This is a genomic window from Hymenobacter sp. BRD67, assembly GCF_013256425.1.
In the GTDB taxonomy this organism is placed as follows: Bacteria; Bacteroidota; Bacteroidia; order Cytophagales; family Hymenobacteraceae; genus Hymenobacter.
The window spans coordinates 1,630,151-1,647,547 of the sequence record NZ_CP053904.1 but is presented as its reverse complement, the minus strand read 5'-3'; the positions used below and the strand labels follow the sequence as shown (position 1 = coordinate 1,647,547).

At 60.0% G+C, this 17,397-nt stretch carries 18 protein-coding genes and 1 pseudogene; 10 read left to right on the top strand and 9 right to left on the bottom strand.

Annotation, left to right across the window (positions count from 1 at the left end):
• Positions 1-35 precede the first annotated feature (35 nt).
• The 3 genes from GKZ67_RS23225 (at position 36) to GKZ67_RS07585 (ending at position 2,513) form a co-directional block, all read left to right on the top strand.
• The gene (locus GKZ67_RS23225; RefSeq protein ID WP_254245124.1) at positions 36-275 is read left to right on the top strand and encodes a hypothetical protein; all 240 of its coding nucleotides are present in this window, start codon (positions 36-38) and stop codon (positions 273-275) included.
• 141 nt (positions 276-416) lie between these two features.
• Positions 417-1,328: a radical SAM protein gene (locus GKZ67_RS07590; RefSeq protein WP_173241786.1), complete on the top strand. Its 912-nt coding sequence runs from the start codon at positions 417-419 to the stop codon at positions 1,326-1,328.
• A 237-nt stretch (positions 1,329-1,565) separates the two neighbouring features.
• Positions 1,566-2,513, top strand: coding sequence for an alpha/beta fold hydrolase (locus GKZ67_RS07585; protein WP_217278708.1), 948 nt, complete (start codon positions 1,566-1,568; stop codon positions 2,511-2,513).
• 76 nt (positions 2,514-2,589) lie between these two features.
• On the opposite strand, the gene GKZ67_RS07580 is transcribed toward GKZ67_RS07585, so the two are convergent.
• The 3 genes from GKZ67_RS07580 to GKZ67_RS07570 form a co-directional block, all read right to left on the bottom strand.
• The gene (locus tag GKZ67_RS07580; RefSeq protein ID WP_173241785.1) at positions 2,590-2,871 is read right to left on the bottom strand and encodes a DDE-type integrase/transposase/recombinase; all 282 of its coding nucleotides are present in this window, start codon (positions 2,869-2,871) and stop codon (positions 2,590-2,592) included.
• 27 nt (positions 2,872-2,898) lie between these two features.
• Positions 2,899-3,072: a hypothetical protein gene (locus GKZ67_RS07575; protein ID WP_254245123.1), complete on the bottom strand. Its 174-nt coding sequence runs from the start codon at positions 3,070-3,072 to the stop codon at positions 2,899-2,901.
• A 223-nt stretch (positions 3,073-3,295) separates the two neighbouring features.
• On the bottom strand, positions 3,296-3,568 hold the full coding sequence (locus GKZ67_RS07570) for a transposase (protein ID WP_173241784.1): 273 nt from the start codon (positions 3,566-3,568) through the stop codon (positions 3,296-3,298).
• Between the two features lie 315 nt (positions 3,569-3,883).
• Between GKZ67_RS07570 and GKZ67_RS07565 the strand changes: the two genes are divergently transcribed.
• Together GKZ67_RS07565 and GKZ67_RS07560 are read left to right on the top strand one after the other, a co-directional pair.
• Positions 3,884-4,477 carry a hypothetical protein gene (locus GKZ67_RS07565; protein WP_173241783.1) on the top strand — a complete coding sequence of 198 codons (594 nt, stop codon included), beginning with the start codon at positions 3,884-3,886 and terminating at the stop codon, positions 4,475-4,477.
• A complete protein-coding gene (locus GKZ67_RS07560) occupies positions 4,465-5,157 on the top strand; it encodes a T9SS type A sorting domain-containing protein (protein WP_217278707.1) in 693 nt (230 codons plus the stop codon). The genes GKZ67_RS07565 and GKZ67_RS07560 overlap by 13 nt, the downstream gene beginning before the upstream one ends.
• A gap of 369 nt (positions 5,158-5,526) precedes the next feature.
• On the opposite strand, the gene GKZ67_RS07555 is transcribed toward GKZ67_RS07560, so the two are convergent.
• From GKZ67_RS07555 to alaS, 3 genes and pseudogenes are all read right to left on the bottom strand, one after another.
• Positions 5,527-5,697, bottom strand: coding sequence for a hypothetical protein (locus GKZ67_RS07555; RefSeq protein ID WP_173241782.1), 171 nt, complete (start codon positions 5,695-5,697; stop codon positions 5,527-5,529).
• Positions 5,679-6,350, bottom strand: a complete 672-nt coding sequence (locus GKZ67_RS07550) for an alpha/beta hydrolase (RefSeq protein ID WP_173241781.1) — start codon at positions 6,348-6,350, stop codon at positions 5,679-5,681. Before GKZ67_RS07550 ends, GKZ67_RS07555 begins: the two co-directional genes overlap by 19 nt.
• A gap of 344 nt (positions 6,351-6,694) precedes the next feature.
• Positions 6,695-9,434, bottom strand: a pseudogene (gene alaS, locus GKZ67_RS07545) (alanine--tRNA ligase).
• Positions 9,435-9,582: 148 nt separating this feature from the next.
• Between alaS and GKZ67_RS07540 the strand changes: the two are divergent.
• Positions 9,583-10,641 carry an arabinogalactan endo-beta-1,4-galactanase gene (locus tag GKZ67_RS07540; protein WP_173241780.1) on the top strand — a complete coding sequence of 353 codons (1,059 nt, stop codon included), beginning with the start codon at positions 9,583-9,585 and terminating at the stop codon, positions 10,639-10,641.
• A gap of 40 nt (positions 10,642-10,681) precedes the next feature.
• Entirely contained in the window at positions 10,682-11,038 is a 357-nt protein-coding gene (locus GKZ67_RS07535; RefSeq protein WP_173241779.1) for a MerR family transcriptional regulator, read from the top strand.
• Between the two features lie 255 nt (positions 11,039-11,293).
• On the opposite strand, the gene GKZ67_RS07530 is transcribed toward GKZ67_RS07535, so the two are convergent.
• Entirely contained in the window at positions 11,294-12,040 is a 747-nt protein-coding gene (locus tag GKZ67_RS07530) for a hypothetical protein (protein WP_173241778.1), read from the bottom strand.
• A 455-nt stretch (positions 12,041-12,495) separates the two neighbouring features.
• Here GKZ67_RS07530 and dprA point away from each other — a divergent pair, with 455 nt between their 5' ends.
• The 3 genes from dprA to GKZ67_RS07515 all read left to right on the top strand — a co-directional run bounded on the left by dprA (position 12,496) and on the right by GKZ67_RS07515 (position 15,973).
• A complete protein-coding gene (gene dprA, locus GKZ67_RS07525) occupies positions 12,496-13,620 on the top strand; it encodes a DNA-processing protein DprA (RefSeq protein ID WP_173241777.1) in 1,125 nt (374 codons plus the stop codon).
• A gap of 46 nt (positions 13,621-13,666) precedes the next feature.
• A complete protein-coding gene (locus tag GKZ67_RS07520) occupies positions 13,667-14,911 on the top strand; it encodes a putative sensor domain DACNV-containing protein (protein WP_173241776.1) in 1,245 nt (414 codons plus the stop codon).
• A gap of 315 nt (positions 14,912-15,226) precedes the next feature.
• Positions 15,227-15,973, top strand: coding sequence for an aminotransferase class IV (locus tag GKZ67_RS07515; protein ID WP_173246553.1), 747 nt, complete (start codon positions 15,227-15,229; stop codon positions 15,971-15,973).
• Positions 15,974-16,181: 208 nt separating this feature from the next.
• On the opposite strand, the gene GKZ67_RS07510 is transcribed toward GKZ67_RS07515, so the two are convergent.
• Both GKZ67_RS07510 and GKZ67_RS07505 read right to left on the bottom strand, forming a co-directional pair.
• Positions 16,182-16,388 (bottom strand): hypothetical protein, encoded by a 207-nt coding sequence (locus GKZ67_RS07510; protein WP_173241775.1) that lies wholly within the window; start codon positions 16,386-16,388, stop codon positions 16,182-16,184.
• A 150-nt stretch (positions 16,389-16,538) separates the two neighbouring features.
• Positions 16,539-17,333 (bottom strand): thymidylate synthase, encoded by a 795-nt coding sequence (locus GKZ67_RS07505; protein ID WP_173241774.1) that lies wholly within the window; start codon positions 17,331-17,333, stop codon positions 16,539-16,541.
• Positions 17,334-17,397: the final 64 nt, after the last annotated feature.

Here is a 17,397-nt window from a genome sequence, read left to right as displayed (position 1 = left end):
CTTTTGGCAACCTCGATGCCCAGACCCGCGCCGATATGCAACAACTGTTTCTCCGGGTAAGCAGGCAGCACCAGATTACGTCACTTTTCGTAACCCACGACAGCCGCGAGGCTCTTACGGTGGGCACTCGCTTTGCTTACCTCGACCAGGGCCAGCTGACCAGCTTTGCTAGCGTAGCGGAGTTTGTGCAGGATTCGCGCACGACTATCCAAGCTGAGCTGGCCTTTTGGGAAAGGGTGCAGCAGACCGCATTCTCCTTAAAAGAAGGGACTTAATACGCTACCTGTTCTTTCAAAAAACAAACGAAATATTTGCTGTTGGTTGTCTGCCAAGCGATTATACCATACTAATAATAGGCAATCAGTAACTACTTAACTTGATATTGAACAGCGCTGATTTGGTAGCAGCTTATTTTTATGAAAACCGATTTTAATCACTGTGAGTCCGTTTATTGGGTGTTTACCCAACTCTGCAACGACAAGTGTGACCACTGCTACAATAGCTCTGGGCCGCAGGGTACGCGCATCAGCGCCCAAGACTGCCTGCGCATCGTGCGCAACCTACCCGATAGCCTCGACCGCCTCATACTCTCTGGCGGCGAGCCGGTGGCCGACCGGGCTAAGCTCTACCTGATACTCGACGCCATTCAGGAGAAATACCAGGGGCGCACGCAGGTAATGCTGCAAACCAATGGCGACTTACTAACGCCGGAAATTCTGGATTTTCTACTTGCAAAGGGGGTAACCCGCTTCGATATTGCCAGTATTGACCGCTACCATAAGCTGGCCGGCTCCCGCCTGATGACCCTGGCCGACCTCTTCGAAAGCCGCGGCGTAAACGGCGATGACCACGACCCCCTCATCCAGAAAGACCATTATCTGACTGAAAATAGGTTAAGCTGGGGGTATTGGGGCGCTACGGAGGAAATGTGGCTGGGCGGCAACTGGGCACGCGGCCGCGCCCTGGAAAAAGACATCTGGCTTAAAGAGCCTACCCATAATTTTTGCGCCATTCTGTCGGGGGCCAAGGGCTTTCTGGGAGACACTGAGTTGCCGCAGGAAATCAGCATTCAACTCTGGAAAATCAATCCTTGCTGCCCCGGCACGAAATTTCCGCTGGGCGACGCCCGGACTGAAAAAGTGGCCGATGTACTGTTGCGGGCCTCTAAATCGGAGGTTATGCAGCGCCTCAACCAGGGCGAACCATGGAAGATGGGCGAATCTCTTGGGGTAACCGAAGCCTACGCTCATGACCGGACCGAGGCCCTCCAAAATGTATGTCGCTGGTGCGACGAGTTTTTTGAGCAACACCACGAAGCAAACATATAAGCATTTTAATTTTATAATATTTACTATTGCGTCAGCCTCCACTAGAGCGGCTTCGGAATCAGAGTGAGGCTGGTCAAGTAGCGCGGACTTTTAGTCCGCGAGTGCTCAGCATAGCAACGCGCGCTACTGGACAGCGAGTCCGACACCGCGCCTGGAATTTTCGGAGTCGTCTGCCTACCTTGCCCCAACTAGTCGGCACCGGGGCATATAGTTTTCCCGGCCTTTCCCGCGTTATCGATGAAGTTGTTTCGAATGAGCTATCCAGCCGGCTACCCGGCGTTCCTGCGCTTTCTGCTGCTGGCCTGGCCGACGCTGGCCGCCGGGCAGGCCCTCCCCCATCAAGTAGGTAAAATACCGACCGAGCAGGTGGCGCTCGGCTACGAAACGTTCGGGGCCAGTAGCAGCGCGTTGCCGCTGCTGGTTGTGAACGGCGGGCCCGGCCTTTCCCATGCCTACTTGCTGCCCACTGACGTGTGGAAGCAGCTGGCGCAAAAGCGCCGGGTGATATTTTACGACCAGCGGGGCACGGGCGCTTCCAAGCCCGTGCAGGCCGGCGCCCCCCAAACGCTGGCGGCGCAGGTAGCCGACCTGGAGGCCGTGCGCAAGGGACTGAACCTGCCTAAAGTGCTGCTGCTGGGCGATTCCTACGGGGGGCTGCTCAGCATTGCCTACGCCAGTGCTTACCCCGAGCACGTGGCCAAGCTCATCCTTTCGGATGCGGCGGGCAGCAATCTCAATACCCTTGTGCACCTTTTTGACCAGGTTTTTCCGGAGACGATGGCCGCCGAGAACCAGCAAAAACAGCCGGCGGTCGTGACGCAGGAAGCCGCTGAGGCCGGCATGCGCACCCATTTTAACCTGCTCTTTTATTCGGCGGCGCAGCGCGACCTGTACTTTCAGAAGCTCGGCTCCATCCACAACGTGGGTCTGGAGCCGGCGGTGGGGCAGGCCGTGGGAGAGGATGCCGGCAAGGCAGACTTCACGCCGAAACTGGCCGGCTTCACGTTTCCCACGCTGGTACTAACGGGGCGCTTCGATATGAACGTGGCCCCGCTCACCGCCTGGCGTCTGCAACAGGCGATTCCGGGGGCCAAGATTGTTTTTTTCGAGCAGAGCGGTCATTTTCCCTGGTTTGAGGAGCCCGCCAAGTACCGCACGGTGGTGGAGCAGTTTCTGGATAGATAGTAGGCTACTTCTAAACGGGTCTCTTCGAGGCTGGCAATGGCACCACCTGCGGGAGCAATTCCGTTTTGAGCGTGCTTCAGCCTGCCTCAGCCTGGGCGTTATCGTAGGGGTTTCCCGGCCGGCTATAGCTGGCCAGTGCCTGGGCTTTTTCGATGCGTGTCCGGCAAGCCGCGCTGGTGTATTGACTGCCGCGGTCGGCGTGGATAAGCAGGCCAGGAGCTGGCTGGCGCAGCGTCAGGGCCTGCTCCAGGGCCGTGGACACCAACTCAGTGGGCCTGTGCTGGTCTAGGTGCCAGCCGATTACGCGCCGCGAGTAGGTATCCCGCCAGGTGGCCAGGTAACACCAGCGCCCGCCCACCAGCGGCAGATAGGTGATGTCCTCTACTCACACTTGATTGGGCGCGGGCTGGCCGAGGAGCAGATTTTCGGCCACGACCGCTGCTGGGTCAGCTACCGTGGTGCGGGGGTGCTGCGGCAGAGTGCTCAGCGCCCGCAAGTCGTGGCGACGTAGCCAACTGCGCAGGGCATAGCGCCCAACGGCGTGCCCTTCCGCGCGCAATTCTGCCCGCAGGCGACGGGTTCCATAGCGCTGGGCATAGCGTGAAAAGACGGTGGCCGCCGGCTCCCAAGCGGGTGTTGGACGCGCTGCCCGGCTCCGCCACTAGTAGTAGCCGGCGGCGCTGACCTCTAGCACACGGCAGAGTATCTGCACGGGCTCGGTAGTAGCGGCTTGCTCAATGAACTGGTAACGACTCATGAATGAGGCGGTTGCGCAAAGATGGTCACGATTTTGTTAACATATCGCGCTCCTGTTCCACCCGTTTAAACTCCGCACGCAAACGCTTCATCTCTTCGCGCTCTGCACTGCTGGGTACAGCCTCAGCTAGCGCGGGACGCTGCCAGCGGCCAAGCAAGGCGGGTGACAGGCCCTGAGCGCGGGCCACGTCGGTTTGCCGGGCGCCAGCGGCCACTTGACGCACGCACTCGGCTTTGAAAGCCGGCGTATATTTCTTGCGAGTCAGCGGCGAGCCGCTCGGATTACTGTTGTCGGGCATGGGCAGTGGCAGGTAAGACTTCGCACTGTCTGTTTTTACTCGACCACCTCAGTTCATCCCCTTCTTTTTCTTTGCCTTAGCTTTTTCATTCTTTTCCATGAAACATTTTTCCTTATTGCGCCGGCTGCTGCTCACCCTCTTGCTGAGCCTGCGTGTGGGCACTGCCCGGACCGCCCCTGGCCCGGGTGCCACGGCCGGCCCGGCCGCTACGCCACTGGCTGCTGCTCTCACCCCGGATGGCACTCTGCGGCCCGGGGCCTACGGCTCGTTCGATGCGGCGGGCTTCGCCATGACCACGGCCCCGACGGCCACCCGGTGTTTCGGCCCGCCCAGGTGCAGCGCCCCACCGGCGCTGGCGATGCCAACTGGGCCGATGGCTTTACGTTGCGGGGCACCAACGGCATCGTATATGCGTTGGCAGTGGACGGCAGCGGCAACGTGTACGCAGGAGGCGACTTCACCACGGCGGGCGGGGTAGCGGCCGTCAACATTGCCAAGTGGAACGGCACCACCTGGACCGCCCTCGGAGCGGGCACCAACGGCAGCGTGTATGCGTTGGCGGTGGATGGCAGCGGCAATGTGTACACGGGCGGCCAGTTCACCACGGTGGGCGGAGTAACGGCCGGCTACATTGCCAAGTGGAACGGCAGCGCCTGGACGCCGCTCGGAACGGGCACCAACAGCGCCGTGCGAGCGCTGGCGGTGGATGGCAGCGGCAACGTGTACGCGGGAGGCGACTTCACCACGGCGGGCGGGGTAGCGGCCAGCTACATTGCTAAGTGGAACGGCACCAGCTGGACGGTAATGGGTGCGGGCATGGAAATCTACAGCGGCGGCGTGCGAGCGCTGGCGCTGGATGGCAGCGGCAACGTGTACGCGGGGGGCAGTTCACCACGGTGGGCGGGATAGCGGCCGTCAACATTGCCAAGTGGAATGGCACCACCTGGAGTGTGCTCGGCACCGGAACTAACGCTCAAGTGCATGTGCTGGCAGCGCAGGGAGGGTATCTCTATGCGGGGGGCGACTTTTCGGCCGTGGGCGATGGCAGCAAGGTTATGAACTTCTTTGGGCGCTACACCCTAACCCCTACGCTGACTTTGCTCAGCCCCACGAGCGGCCCGGTGGGCACGAGCCTCACCATCACGGGCACCAACCTGACGGCAGCCACCAGTGTTAGCTTCAACGGCACGACAGTAGCCAGCGCGAGCTTCACCAGCAGTTCGGCCACCAGCATTGTGTTGAACGTGCCCACGGGGGCCACCACAGGCCTAGTCACCGTGACCACGCCCAGCGGCACCAGCAACGGGCTGCTCTTCACCGTGACGACGGTCACGGCTACGCTGGCCGGGGCTGCGCCAGCGGTTCTGCGGCTCTACCCCAACCCAGCCCACGGCACGGCCACCGTGCAGCTACCGGCCGGCACCCCGGCCACTACCCTCGTGCTCTGCGATGCCCTGGGCTGCACACGGCGCCGTTACCCCGTAGCCGCCGGGGCCACCGAAGCCACCCTAGACGTGCGCGGTCTAGCACCGGGCGTGTACGTGCTGCGCGGCGCAGGTAGCACCGGTCAGAAGCTGCTGGTGGAGTAAGCAGTGGGGATTAGGCAGCCGCCAACGGCTGGTACAAGGCCGTAACGGAGACGGTCTTCAGGGAATTAGGAGTTGCGAAAACCATAGGTAAGGGGTCAGGGGTTCTCGTTACAACGGCACGTTCAAATTTACGATGCTCTGGCAGCAAAAAGGGGGTATGGCGTGTTGCGCGGGTAGTGAGCTACGGACATTAGCTTCCCCGGTACGCCACTCACTTGAATCGGACGGTACGGGCGAGTTCTGAGCGCTACTATTTACACCTGGCACAGACAGCAGGAGTCAGCAGGGGCTCGTCGGGGCGGCTTGTAAGGTTGGTGCCGGCGGCCGTGAGCCAGGTCACCAGGCTGAGCTCGTTTGGCTTCGTCGACCTCACTTTTTCAGGATGCCTATTTCCCGTAGCCAGAGCCTTACCTGCCGGGGCCAGTCAGCCACGGCGGCTTCATTGGTGCTGCGCAGGCCAAAGCCGTGGCCGACCCCGGCATAAATATGCAGCTCGGCGGGCACCTGCAGCTGCTGGTACTTCAGGTAAAGCTGGGCCATGCCCTGGGCAATGTCGGGGCGGTCGTGAAAGCCCCCGCAATAAAGACCGGCGGCGAGTGGCGGGTAACCTCCAGGCGGCCACTGTTGCCGGGGTAAAGCAGCACCTGAAAAGCGGGCCGGTCGCTTTGCTGGTCCACTGGGTCGGGCGCGTGCGGGCTGGCGGGGGTAAAGCGCATGGCTGCCAGACCCGCCAGCTCGCCGCCCGCTGAAAACCCCAGCACCCCGACCCTGGCCGTGTCGAGCTGCCAGTCGGCGGCGCGGCTTTTTACCAGCCGCAGCGCCCGCTGCACGTCCGCAAGCTCATCCTGCTCCACGGTGTAGGGCGAATTGGGTTCACGCGCCAGGCGGTACTTTAACACGAAGGCGGCGATGCCCTGCGACGCGAACCACTCGGCCGGGGAATAGCCTTCGTGGCTCATCCAGAGTTCGCTGTGGCCCCCGCCGGGGATGACGACAACAGCAATCCTGGTGTTGTTTGTCCCCGCTGGCAGGAAGGGTGTGATTGACGGCTGTTGAATATGGGTCAGAACCCGGTCGCCCTGGTCAGTCAGGCGCACTACTTCCGGCGTGGCGAGGGATTTGGGGCCGGGGGCTCCGTGGGGCCAGAGCAGTATTTCGGGCGGGATGGCCGCGCGCTTAGTGGCTGGGGTCATGGCCCGAGTACTCCTACCAGCAACCCGGCGGGCAACCAACAGACTTGTTTCATCAGGGCTTTGCTTTAATTTGAAATATACTGAAATTTAGTTGGAGCCGTTTCGCACTCCGCGTAGCGGCCGGGGCCAGTAGCGCAGACTAGGTAAGTCCGCGACAGCGGCTCGGCGTTGGATAGGCTAAACGACTAAATGCAGGCGCTCACGCTTCCTAGGCTTGGGCCAATGGACTGAAAGCCTATAAAAATGCCCATTAAACCTGGTTTAATGGGCATTTTCTGCTTTAAAATGGGCGGCTGCTCAGGCAAGCTGCAAGGACTTCCTGAACAGCTTCAGAGAAAACCGGGCTAGATGGTTTTCGCTACTAAAGCCTCGGCCTTGGCGATGGCGGCGCCTAAGCCAGCCACGTTTTTGCCGCCGGCGGTGGCGAAGAAAGGCTGGCCGCCGCCGCCGCCCTGAATTTCCCTGGCCAGCTCGCGCACCAGGGTGGTCGCGTTGAGCCGACCAGCTTTGGCGATGTCGTCGTCGAGCATCACGGCCAGTTGGGGCTTGCCGTCGATTTCGGCCCCGAGCACCAGCACGAGGTTTGGGGTAGTCTGGCGCAGGTCGTAGGCAAGCTTCTTGAGGTCGTCGGCGCTGGTAGCCTGCACTTGAGCGGCCAGGAATTTGAGACCGTTAAGGTCTTTAATCTGGGCGGCGAGCTGGGTTTTCTGCTGGTTGAGGCTTTGCTGGGCGAAGCCTTCCAGCTGCTTGCGCAGGGCCGCGATTTCCTCGGTTTGCTTGTCGAGGCTGGTGAGCAGGTGCTGGGGGTTGCCCAGCGCTTCGCGCACCTGGGTCAGCAGTTCGAGCTGCTGGTCGACGTAGGCTTCGGCGGCGGCGGCCGTTACGGCCTCAATGCGGCGCACGCCGGCCCCTACCGCGCTCTCAGCCGTGATTTTAAAGTAGCCGATGCTACCCGTATTGGCGACGTGCAGGCCGCCGCACAGCTCCACCGAGTAATCCTTATCGAAGGTAATGACGCGCACGAAGTCGCCGTACTTCTCGCCAAACAAGGCCATGGCCCCCAGGTTCTTAGCCTCGGCAATGGGCACATTGCGGCGCTCCACGAGGGGAATCTGCTGGCGGATGCGCTCGTTCACCAGCTGCTCAATCTCGCGCAGCTGGGCATCGGTCACTTTGGTGAAGTGCGAGAAATCGAAGCGCAGCAGCTTCTCATTTACCAATGAGCCTTTCTGCTGCACGTGCGCGCCCAGCACCTGGCGCAGCGCAGCTTGCAGCAGGTGAGTAGCCGTGTGGTTGTTGCGGATGAGCGTGCGCCGCCCCGCGTCGGGCCGGGCGATAAACTCGGCGCTCAGCTCCTGCGGCAGCTCCAGGGTAGTGTGGATGAGCAGGTCGTTTTCCTTTTTTGTGTCGATGACGCGCACCTTTTCCAGGTCGCTTTCCAGGTAGCCGGTATCGCCAATCTGCCCGCCGCTCTCGGCGTAGAAGGGCGTCTGGTCGAACACCAGCTGGTACTCAGTTTTGCCCTTCTTATCGATTTTGCGGTAGCGCAGCAGGCGGGCGGTAGCCTCGTCCAGGTCGTAGCCCACGAATACGTTGGGGTATCGGCGTCGCGCACCGTTACCCAGTCGCTTTGCTCGGTTTCCTGGGCGTTGCGCGAGCCGGCTTTCTGCTTTTCTAGAAAGAAATTAAACTGCTCTTCCCAATTCTCCGCAAGCATAGCCCGATTAGAATCTTCTCTAATTATTAACTGAGTCAAATCTTTGGGGAAGCCATATCTATCGGAAAGAATAAACACTTTCTCACCATCTATATTAATTCGTACTCCTTCAGGGTCTTGACCATTATTTAGGGCCGTTTTCCTTGCAGGCTCATAATAAGTGGAAATCCAGTGTTCTATGATATTCAGTCCAGATTCCAGGGTCTTCAGAAACGCAATTTCCTCCTCCTCAATTACCCGCGTCACGAACGCCTGCTGGGCTTTCAGCTCGGGGAAGATGCCGGACATCTGGTCGGCCAGCACCGGCACGAGCTTGTAGAGGAAGGGCTGCTTTTGATTGAGCGACGAAAACGCGTAGCGCACGGCCCGGCGCAGAATGCGCCGAATCACGTAGCCGGCCTTCACGTTGCTGGGCAGCTGGCCATCAGCAATGGTGAAGGCAATGGCCCGGATGTGGTCGGCCAGCACCCGGATGGCGATGTCAGTTTTTTCGTTTTCAGTAGCCGGCAGGTCGGTGACCGTGGCCGGCGAAGTGCCGTGGTACTCCACGCCCGCTTCCTGGGCAATAAACCGGATAAGGGGCTGAAATACATCGGTATCGTAGTTCGATTTTACGCCCGACACGGCCATCATCAGGCGCTCGAAGCCCATGCCGGTGTCCACGCTCTGGGCGGGCAGCTTGATGAGCGACTTGTCGGCCAGGCGCTGGAACTCCATGAACACGTTGTTCCAGATTTCAACTACCTGCGGGTGGTCGGCGTTGACCAGCTCGCGGCCGGGCTTGGCGGCCCGCTCCTCATCCGAGCGCAGGTCGATGTGAATTTCGGTGCACGGACCACACGGACCCGTATCGCCCATCTCCCAGAAATTATCCTTTTTGTTGCCCGGCAGGATGCGGTCGTCGGTGGTGTACTGCCGCCACAGGGTCTGCGTTTCGGTGTCGGGGCCGGTATTATCGCCGGCATCACCCTCAAAATACGTCACATAGAGCCGGTCCTTCTCCAGCTTATATACTTCCGTGAGCAGCTCCCAGGCCCAGTTGATGGCATCCTTCTTAAAGTAGTCGCCAAAGCTCCAGTTGCCCAGCATCTCAAACATGGTGTGGTGGTAGGTATCGTAGCCTACCTCCTCCAAATCGTTGTGCTTGCCGCTCACACGCAGGCACTTCTGGGTATCGGCAATGCGCTTGTAGGGCGCGGGCTTATTACCCAGGAAGTAATCCTTGAACGGAGCCATGCCGCTGTTGATAAACAGCAGCGTGGGGTCGTCTTTCACCACGAGCGGGCCGAAGGCACGATGTGGTGCCCCTTGCTGGCAAAAAAATCAAGAAACTGCTGACGGACGTGCGAAGCGGTGGGGAGCGACATAACTTTAAAAAAAACGGCCCACATTTGCGGGCCGGCGGCGCTGCAAAGGTAGCTTTCCAAAACAGTAGCGCGAAACGGCTGGTTCAGGCTGGTTAAGCCGGGACTTTATATAGTTTTTATTTAATATTTTACTTTCTGCCTTTCGGCCATGCGTACGCTGCCCAATCGCTTCTCTACTTTATGCCTGCTGACTGGCCTGGCAGGCGCGGCGCTGGCGCAGCCAGCGCACGCGCAGGCTGCTAAGCAGTCCAGAGCCAGCGCGGCCCGGCCGCACCTGGGGAAAGTGCTGGGGGCCGATATTTCCTTTCTGCCCCAGCTGGAGGCGCGCGGGATGAAGTTCTCGGATAAAGGGGTGGAAAAGGATGCCATTCAGATTCTGAAAGACCACCATATCAACTACATCCGGCTGCGGATTTTCAATAATCCGGCGGCCGACAGTGGCTATTCGCCGCATAAAGGCTTTTGCGACCTGCCGCACACCCTGGCCATGGCCAAGCGCGTGAAGCAGGCCGGGCTGAAGCTGCTGCTCGACTTCCACTACAGCGATACCTGGGCCGACCCGCAGAAGCAGTTTAAGCCCCTGGCCTGGCGCGAGCTGCACGGCCCGGCCCTGGCGCAGGCGGTGCACGACTATACCAAAGAAGTGCTGCTGGCCCTGCAAGCCCAGGGCACGCTGCCCGACATGGTGCAGGTGGGCAACGAAATCAACCATGGCATGCTCTGGCCCGATGCCCAGGTGCAGCTCTCCGATAGCCTGGCGCGCTACGACACCCTGGCCCGGCTGGCCCAGGCCGGGGCCAGCGCCGTGCGCGAAGTAAACCCGAAAACGCTGGTGATGCTGCACATCGCCCTCGGCGGCCAGGCGGCCCTTTCTAATGCCTGGCTCGACCGTATGCAGGCGCATAAGGTTGATTTTGACGTCATTGGTGAGTCGTATTACCCCAAATGGCACGGCACCATCCCCGACCTCACCGCCAACCTGAACCAACTGGCCCGGCGCTATCCGCAAGACATAGTGGTGGTTGAATATTCTGAGCGCAAGCGCGAAGTCAACGCCGCCGTATTTTCGGTGCCGGGCGGCCGGGGCAAGGGCAGCTTTATCTGGGAGCCACTCAATACCTGGGAGGCCGTGTTTGACAAGCAGGGCAAGGCCAACGACTTGCTGCCGCTTTATGACGAGATTAGCAAGCAGTACCAGATACATTAATTTCGCCGGGCGGCCCTTTAGCTGCCCCTCCCCGACTCCTATGCCCTACAAAGAGCGCGACATTACCAAGCAATATTTCACCATCGGCGAGGTAGCCGAGCAGTTTGGCGTGGCTACCTCGCTCATTCGCTTCTGGGAAACCGAGTTTGAGGAGCTGAACCCGCGCAAAAGCAAGAAGGGCAACCGCCTCTTCACCCAGGCCGACGTGGACACGTTTCGCACTATTTACCATTTGGTAAAAGAGCGCGGCTACACCATTGCCGGCGCCCGCGAGATGCTGAAGCAGAAAGGCGGCCAGCTTAAGGACAAGATTGACGTGATTCAGTCATTGGAAAAAGTGCGCGGCTTTCTGGCGAACCTCAAGAAGGAGATTGACGCGGCGCAGAAAGCCGAGTAAGTGCTTTGCAAACCCTACCTCTGAAGCAGAAGCTGTTTAGGAAGTCAAAAATCCCATCTTGACCGTCATGCTGAGCTTGTCGAAGCATCTCTACCGCTTCAACCGAGCCGCTCAACGAAGCGGTAGAGATGCTTCGACAAGCTCAGCATGACGGTCTTTTTTAGTTGCTGGACACTTCCTAAACAGGTTCGCAATAAAAATCCCTGGCTGTCAATCAACAAGGCTTATTTGTTAGGTTGAATAAATATATAAATTTTAATTTACCAATAGGGCCCAGCCTGCTGTGTGGCCATTGGAGCCAAGTTGGAATTTCAAGTCGGCTCCAGTATAGCCGGAAAGCGCTCCCCCGGAATAAGGGTTAGCGGGAGAATAATAAAGGGCAAACCCAGCCGTACCGTTGTCCTGCCGGGTGACCGTCAGCGTGTATGTCTGGCCGACTACCAGCCCATAAGAGGGGAAGTTCAGGGTTATTGGCGTAGAATCAGTGGATACCGGAAAGCTGCCATTTGCAGACCCGAGCACCGTTCCTACAGCGTTCTTAATGGTGAATGTAGCCTGTAAAAGAGCCACGCTGCCGGACGAAGCACTACCAATGCCAAAGCCAGTGAGAAAGGCGTAAACCGTCACGTAATCGACACCTGTAGCCACGGCAGTAAAGGTTTGTGATACCGAGCCACTGTATTGGAGCTGATTCAAGCTAACACCGCTGGTAGAAGATGCTGCAGTCTGGCTAATTGAGCTAGCCGCCTTGACAGCCTGATAGCCATAGAATCCGGCCAAGTCCGTGTTGTACACCAGCAAACCGGCTACCGGCGAAAGCGCCAACATTTGGGCATTTGTCTGGCGAGGCAACAGTAGCCCTTTTGTAGTGCTGATGATATCCAGTGCGGCGTAGGCATTCGGCGTGCCCCCAATGCCTACGCCTTGCGCGTGAGCAGTTAAGAAATTACCAACTACTGCCAGCAGCAGTGCCACTCGAAAGAAAGGTAGGGTGTGAGCCATCTGAAAAAAAATAAAAGCTGCTTGCTCTCAACATTATAGGTACAGCAAACACCAGCTGCAAAGGTAGCCTCTGGCCCAATGCAGCGGTATCGCATAAACATGCTAGCTTCGGCGGCGGCGCAGCGCGTCCCTGCGGGCTAAATTATCCATCCAGAGGTAGTTGAAATGTGCTGTTACGGGCACCAGGGGCAACTTCCTATCTCGCGTCTAGCAGACATGTATCTTTGGTGAAGTAGTAACTTTACGCCCATGAAAAAATCTGCTGTTTATCGGCGCGATTGTACGCTTAGAGCGATTTCCGGGTCTGGGCCCGTAGCGGGCTGCCGGCTTGCAAACCCTTCTAATTAATTCATCAGTCTTTATCGGAGACGATTAGCTTACTTCGGCACGCGGCATACTTCGGCAAGCGGACGCCAGAGGAGCAGGACGCTCTTTACAGAATAGCTACGCGCTACATGACCGACGACCTCTACTACGAGCTGGCCCTGACGCTGCTGCCCGGCATTGGCCCGCAGCTGACGCGGCAGCTGATGAGCTACGGCTCGTCGGCCAAAAACGTGCTGCACCTGCCGCCCGGCAAGCTGCGGCGCATTCCCGGCGTGGGCGACGCCACCGTTAAAATACTAACCGGCCCCGAGCGCGGCCAGGCCTTAAGCCAGGCCGAAAGCAGCCTGCGGAAAGCTGAGAAAGAAGGCATCGACATCCTGTTTTATACGAGCAGGAAATTTCCGGCCCGCCTCAAGCTTATTCCCGATGCGCCCGTGCTGCTGTACTACCAGGGCACGGCCGACCTCAACGCGCCCAAAACGCTGGCGCTGGTGGGCACGCGCCAGGCCACGGAGTACGGCCGCGAGCAAACTGAGCGCATTGTCAAGGGCGTGCTGCCGCACGAGCCGCTGATTATCAGTGGCCTGGCCTACGGCATTGATATTATGGCGCACCGCGCCGCCTTGCAGGAAGGCCTGGCCACCGTGGGCGTGATGGCGACCGGCCTGGACATCATTTACCCGGCTGCCCACCGCAAAACGGCCGAGAAAATGCGCGAGCAAGGCGGGCTGCTCACCGAGTTTGCCTTTGGCACGCAGCCCGACCGCTACAACTTTCCGCAGCGCAACCGCATTATTGCCGGGCTGGCCGATGGCACGGTGGTGGTAGAAGCCGCCGCCAAAGGCGGGGCGCTCATCACGGCCGAGCTGGCCCTGAGCTACGACCGCGACGTGCTGGCCGTGCCCGGCAACCTGGGCTCGGCCGCATCGGCCGGCTGCAATGCCCTCATTAAAAGCCATAAGGCCGCGCTCTACGCCGAGCCGCTCGACCTGGTGCAGCTCCTCAACTGGGACGCGGCCCTGCACCAGACGGGCAAGTTTAAGCCGGCACCCTCCTACTCCGCCGCTGACTTTACGGCCGAAGAGTTTGCCCTGCTTACGGTGCTGGCCGCCGCCACCGGCCGCGAAGAGCAGATGGATACCCTGGCCTGGAAAGCTCAGCAGCCGATTCATGCCGTGGCCTCCCGGCTGCTGGCGCTGGAGTTTCGGGGCGTGGTGCGGGCGCTGCCGGGCAAGAAGTTTGCGCTCGCTTAGCGCTCCGGGTGCCGGCCGATAGCGCGCGGGCTACCTTTGGCCCAGTATGGACACCCATTATTATCCGCAGGATATTGCCCTGGCGCTGCAAGCCCGCTGGCCGGCCCGGCAAGGCGGCCTGCCCGAGCCGGCCTTGCTCACCCAGCTTATCTCGGTGGCTTATCAGGCCAGCTTGCTTAGTGAAGAAGGCCGGCCCGTACGCTGCCACCTGGTATTTGCGCCTAGCGATGAGCTGCGGGCCTGGCACGACGGCCCCACGATGTTTCACGTGCTGCGGTTTTCGCTGCCGCGCCCCTGCGACGAGCAGGAAGTGCGCCGCCTGAGCCCCACCGTGCGCCGCCCCGGCAACCTGCTCGCCGTGAGCCAGACTCCGGACAACAACCTGCTGATTTGGGGCATGATGCTGACCCGCCACGAGTGGGACCGCAGCCCTGAGAGCACCCTTACGGCCGCCGAAAACCTGCCGCCGGCCCTGCTCGTCCACGTGCGCGGCCCTGGCAACCTGGTGTTTTACTGCGGCGCCAGCCGCATTCTTACTTTGCAGCAGGGCCGCATCGAAGGCCACGGCTTTGTGCAGTTTCCCGAAGCCTGGGCCCGCGGGCACTTCACCGACAGCTCTCCCTTTGGCCGTAGTGACGCCGGGAATACTGCTGGCTTTAGCAACGAGGCCTATAATAGCCTGGCCAGCTCGCTGGCGCTGCACATCATGCGCCGCAGCATCAACCGGGTGCGCCTCGATGCCCACGGTGGCATGCTGGTACTGATTCCGACCCGAAGCACCGCCGAGCACAGCCAGCTTACCGGCCAGCTGCGCCCCAAATACCGCATGCAGGGCACTACAGCCCGGCCTATTTTTCTCGACCTGCTGGCCACTATCACCGGGCGGATGGCGGCGCTGGGCCTCGAGAGCTGGACCCACTACCTGCAAGCTACCGATGCCAGTCTGCACGCACTGGCCGATGAAGTCGACCATTTTGCCGACCTGCTGGCCGACCTTATGGCCGTCGACGGCGCGCTGGTGGTCACCAAGAATCTCGAAATCATTGGCTTTGGGGCCGAAATTCACGCGCCCCTGATTCCCAGCAACCGGGTGTACCGCGCCCTCAACATGGAGGCCACTACCCTGCAGGCCGAGGCGCCCGACCGGGGCGGCACCCGCCACCGCGCCGCTTATCGCCTGTGCCTTGCCGATTCGGCCAGCCTGGTCATCGTCGTTTCGCAGGATGGCGGCGTCAAGTTTGTGCGCCAGCAAGGCGGCGAGGTTGTGTTCTGGGACCAGCTGGCGCTGTAGCGTCCTGCACCATGCCGCAGCACTTGTCGCGCCCGGCTCAATCCGCCTGCTACCCCTGGCTCGTATACGGAGTGCTAAATTGTGTGGGTAGCGAGCAGCACAGTTTCGCATTCAGACTACTGGAAGCGTGGCCGTTGCGAGCGCGCACCAAAACCAGCTACGGGGCGCTCGCAACAATCACGCTACCCCTAGGCTGTATCCCGACGGCCAAACTGCGCTACGTACTTCATTACCCTGGCACCACTACTACATGCTGCTTTATAACGGCCAACTTCATTTCCAGGAGGGTTTTGCCTTGCCGCTGCCCAACCGGGGCTGGCTTTTGGAGATGGGTTTTTCGAAACCCTTGTTTATAGCAATGGGGGCCTGCGCTACCCGGCCGGCCACCTGGCCCGCATGCAGCAGGCGGCGGCCGCGCTCTACCTGCGGCTGCCCCACTCGCTGGCAACAACCAAAGCGCTGGAAACCACCCTGGCGCAGCTGGCGGTGGCCAATCAGCTACCCGCCGGGCGCCTGCGCCTTCAATTGTGGCGCGCGGGCAGAGGCCGCTACACCCCGCCTACCGATGCCGTCGAATGGCTGGCTACCGCCGAGCCATTCGTCACCGACAACTCGCCGCTGCAACAGGTTGACTTTGCACAGCAAACCCAGACTGTATTTTCACCGCTCAGCTTTTGCAAAGGGCCGCAGGCATGGCTCTACGTGCGGGCCGCCCACGAGCGCCAGCAGCGCGGGCTCGACGAGATTATTCTCTGCGATGCGGCCGGCCACGTGGCCGAAGCCGGCGCGGCGGCCATTTTTTGGGTGAAGGACGAGGTACTATTTACGCCCGCCCTGGCCAGTGGCTGCGTGGCCGGCGTGCGCCGGGCGGCCGTGCAGCAAGCCGCGCTGGCGCTGGGCATCCGCTGCCAGCAAGGCCTGTTCAGCCCCGCCGACCTGCTCGACGCCGACGCGGCTTTTACAGCCAATGTCGCCGCCATACGGGTCATTCACAGCATTCAAACTAAGAAATACTCAACCAACAACCCACTGGTAACCAATTTACTGGCTACCTTATCTTGAATAGACGCTAAAAGTCAGGCTTGCTGTCCATTAAATACGCTAAGTCGGCGCGGGTAGCTTCCCCGTGGCTGGGGTAATATTAAGGAGCGCAGAGGTTGTAGTCCGTGCTTGCGGCTTCTTAACGTGGACTACTACATCCTATACTACTAAATTATTTAATATATTAATATTAAGCATTATTAAGATAAACCCTGCCGGCTACCGGCTTTTATTCGGGGCGGGGCAACGGCCGGGAGCGGTCGGCGTGGTGAGCCTGCAACTCTTCCCAGCCGGCACGATGCTGCTGCAAGTCGGCTTCCGTGAGGCCGTGAGCCGCCAAGATAGCTTGCCGGGAAGCTTGCCTCAGTTGCAAGGCGTAGAGGGCAATATATGCGCGGTCTTCTACAGATAAGGGCGCGCTGATAAGGGTAGACATACTATTAGGGTAATTGCAGAATAAGAAGGTGCGATAACAGAGAACTGCTATCCAAATTTAGCTTATTACCCTGACAATACAACCCTAATCGCCCAACGGCTGCGGCAGCAGGCTGAACTGCTCGGCGCGCTTACCGAACCGCCGCCCGCCCTACACGGCCACCGGCGCTTTTATTGCGGGCCAGGGGTCATAGCTTTCCAGCTGAAAGTCTTCATAGCGAAATGAGAATATATCGGTCACGTCCGGATTTATGCGCATCTGAGGCAGCGGGCGCGGCTCGCGGGCTAGCTGCTGACGGGCCTGGTCGAGGTGGTTGCTGTAGAGGTGGGTGTCGCCGCCGGTCCAGATAAACTCGCCGGGCTGCAGGCCCGTTACCTGCGCCACCATCAGCGTGAGCAGCGCGTAGCTGGCAATGTTGAACGGCACACCCAGGAATACGTCGGCCGAGCGCTGGTAGAGCTGGCACGAGAGCCGGCCCTCAGCTACGTAAAACTGAAACAGCGCGTGGCAGGCCGGCAATTGCATTTTGGGCAGGTCGGCCACGTTCCAGGCACTTACCACCATGCGCCGCGAGTCGGGCTGGGTTTTCAGCTGCTGAATCAGCTGGCTAATCTGGTCGATGTGGCCGCCGTGGCCGTCGGGCCAGCTGCGCCACTGGTAGCCGTACACCGGGCCGAGGTTGCCGCTGGCATCGGCCCACTCGTCCCAGATGGTTACGCCGTGCTCTTTGAGGTAGGCAATATTAGTATCGCCCCGCAAAAACCACAGCAGCTCGTGGATAATGCTCTTCAGGTGTACCTTTTTGGTCGTGACCAGCGGAAAGCCCTCGGCCAGGTTGAAGCGCATTTGCGGGCCAAAGATGGAGAGCGTGCCCGTGCCCGTGCGGTCGGTTTTGAGCGTGCCGTGGTCGAGAATTTGTTGAAGGAGAGCGTGGTACTGGCGCATAAAAGTAGTTTTACCAGGCCCTGAGCTTGCTAAAACAATACAAAACTAGGACTAGCGAGGCGAC

Coding starts and splice junctions, on each gene's coding strand:
- GKZ67_RS07505 (WP_173241774.1), bottom strand. CDS start 17,333: ATGCGCCAGTACCACGCTCTCCTTCAACAAATTCTCGACCACGGCACG.
- GKZ67_RS07590 (WP_173241786.1), top strand. CDS start 417: ATGAAAACCGATTTTAATCACTGTGAGTCCGTTTATTGGGTGTTTACC.
- GKZ67_RS07555 (WP_173241782.1), bottom strand. CDS start 5,697: ATGGCCCAGCTTTACCTGAAGTACCAGCAGCTGCAGGTGCCCGCCGAG.
- GKZ67_RS07585 (WP_217278708.1), top strand. CDS start 1,566: ATGAAGTTGTTTCGAATGAGCTATCCAGCCGGCTACCCGGCGTTCCTG.
- GKZ67_RS07535 (WP_173241779.1), top strand. CDS start 10,682: ATGCCCTACAAAGAGCGCGACATTACCAAGCAATATTTCACCATCGGC.
- GKZ67_RS07520 (WP_173241776.1), top strand. CDS start 13,667: ATGGACACCCATTATTATCCGCAGGATATTGCCCTGGCGCTGCAAGCC.
- GKZ67_RS07530 (WP_173241778.1), bottom strand. CDS start 12,040: ATGGCTCACACCCTACCTTTCTTTCGAGTGGCACTGCTGCTGGCAGTA.
- GKZ67_RS07570 (WP_173241784.1), bottom strand. CDS start 3,568: ATGCCCGACAACAGTAATCCGAGCGGCTCGCCGCTGACTCGCAAGAAA.
- GKZ67_RS07540 (WP_173241780.1), top strand. CDS start 9,583: ATGCGTACGCTGCCCAATCGCTTCTCTACTTTATGCCTGCTGACTGGC.
- GKZ67_RS23225 (WP_254245124.1), top strand. CDS start 36: ATGCAACAACTGTTTCTCCGGGTAAGCAGGCAGCACCAGATTACGTCA.
- dprA (WP_173241777.1), top strand. CDS start 12,496: ATGACCGACGACCTCTACTACGAGCTGGCCCTGACGCTGCTGCCCGGC.
- GKZ67_RS07550 (WP_173241781.1), bottom strand. CDS start 6,350: ATGACCCCAGCCACTAAGCGCGCGGCCATCCCGCCCGAAATACTGCTC.
- GKZ67_RS07510 (WP_173241775.1), bottom strand. CDS start 16,388: ATGTCTACCCTTATCAGCGCGCCCTTATCTGTAGAAGACCGCGCATAT.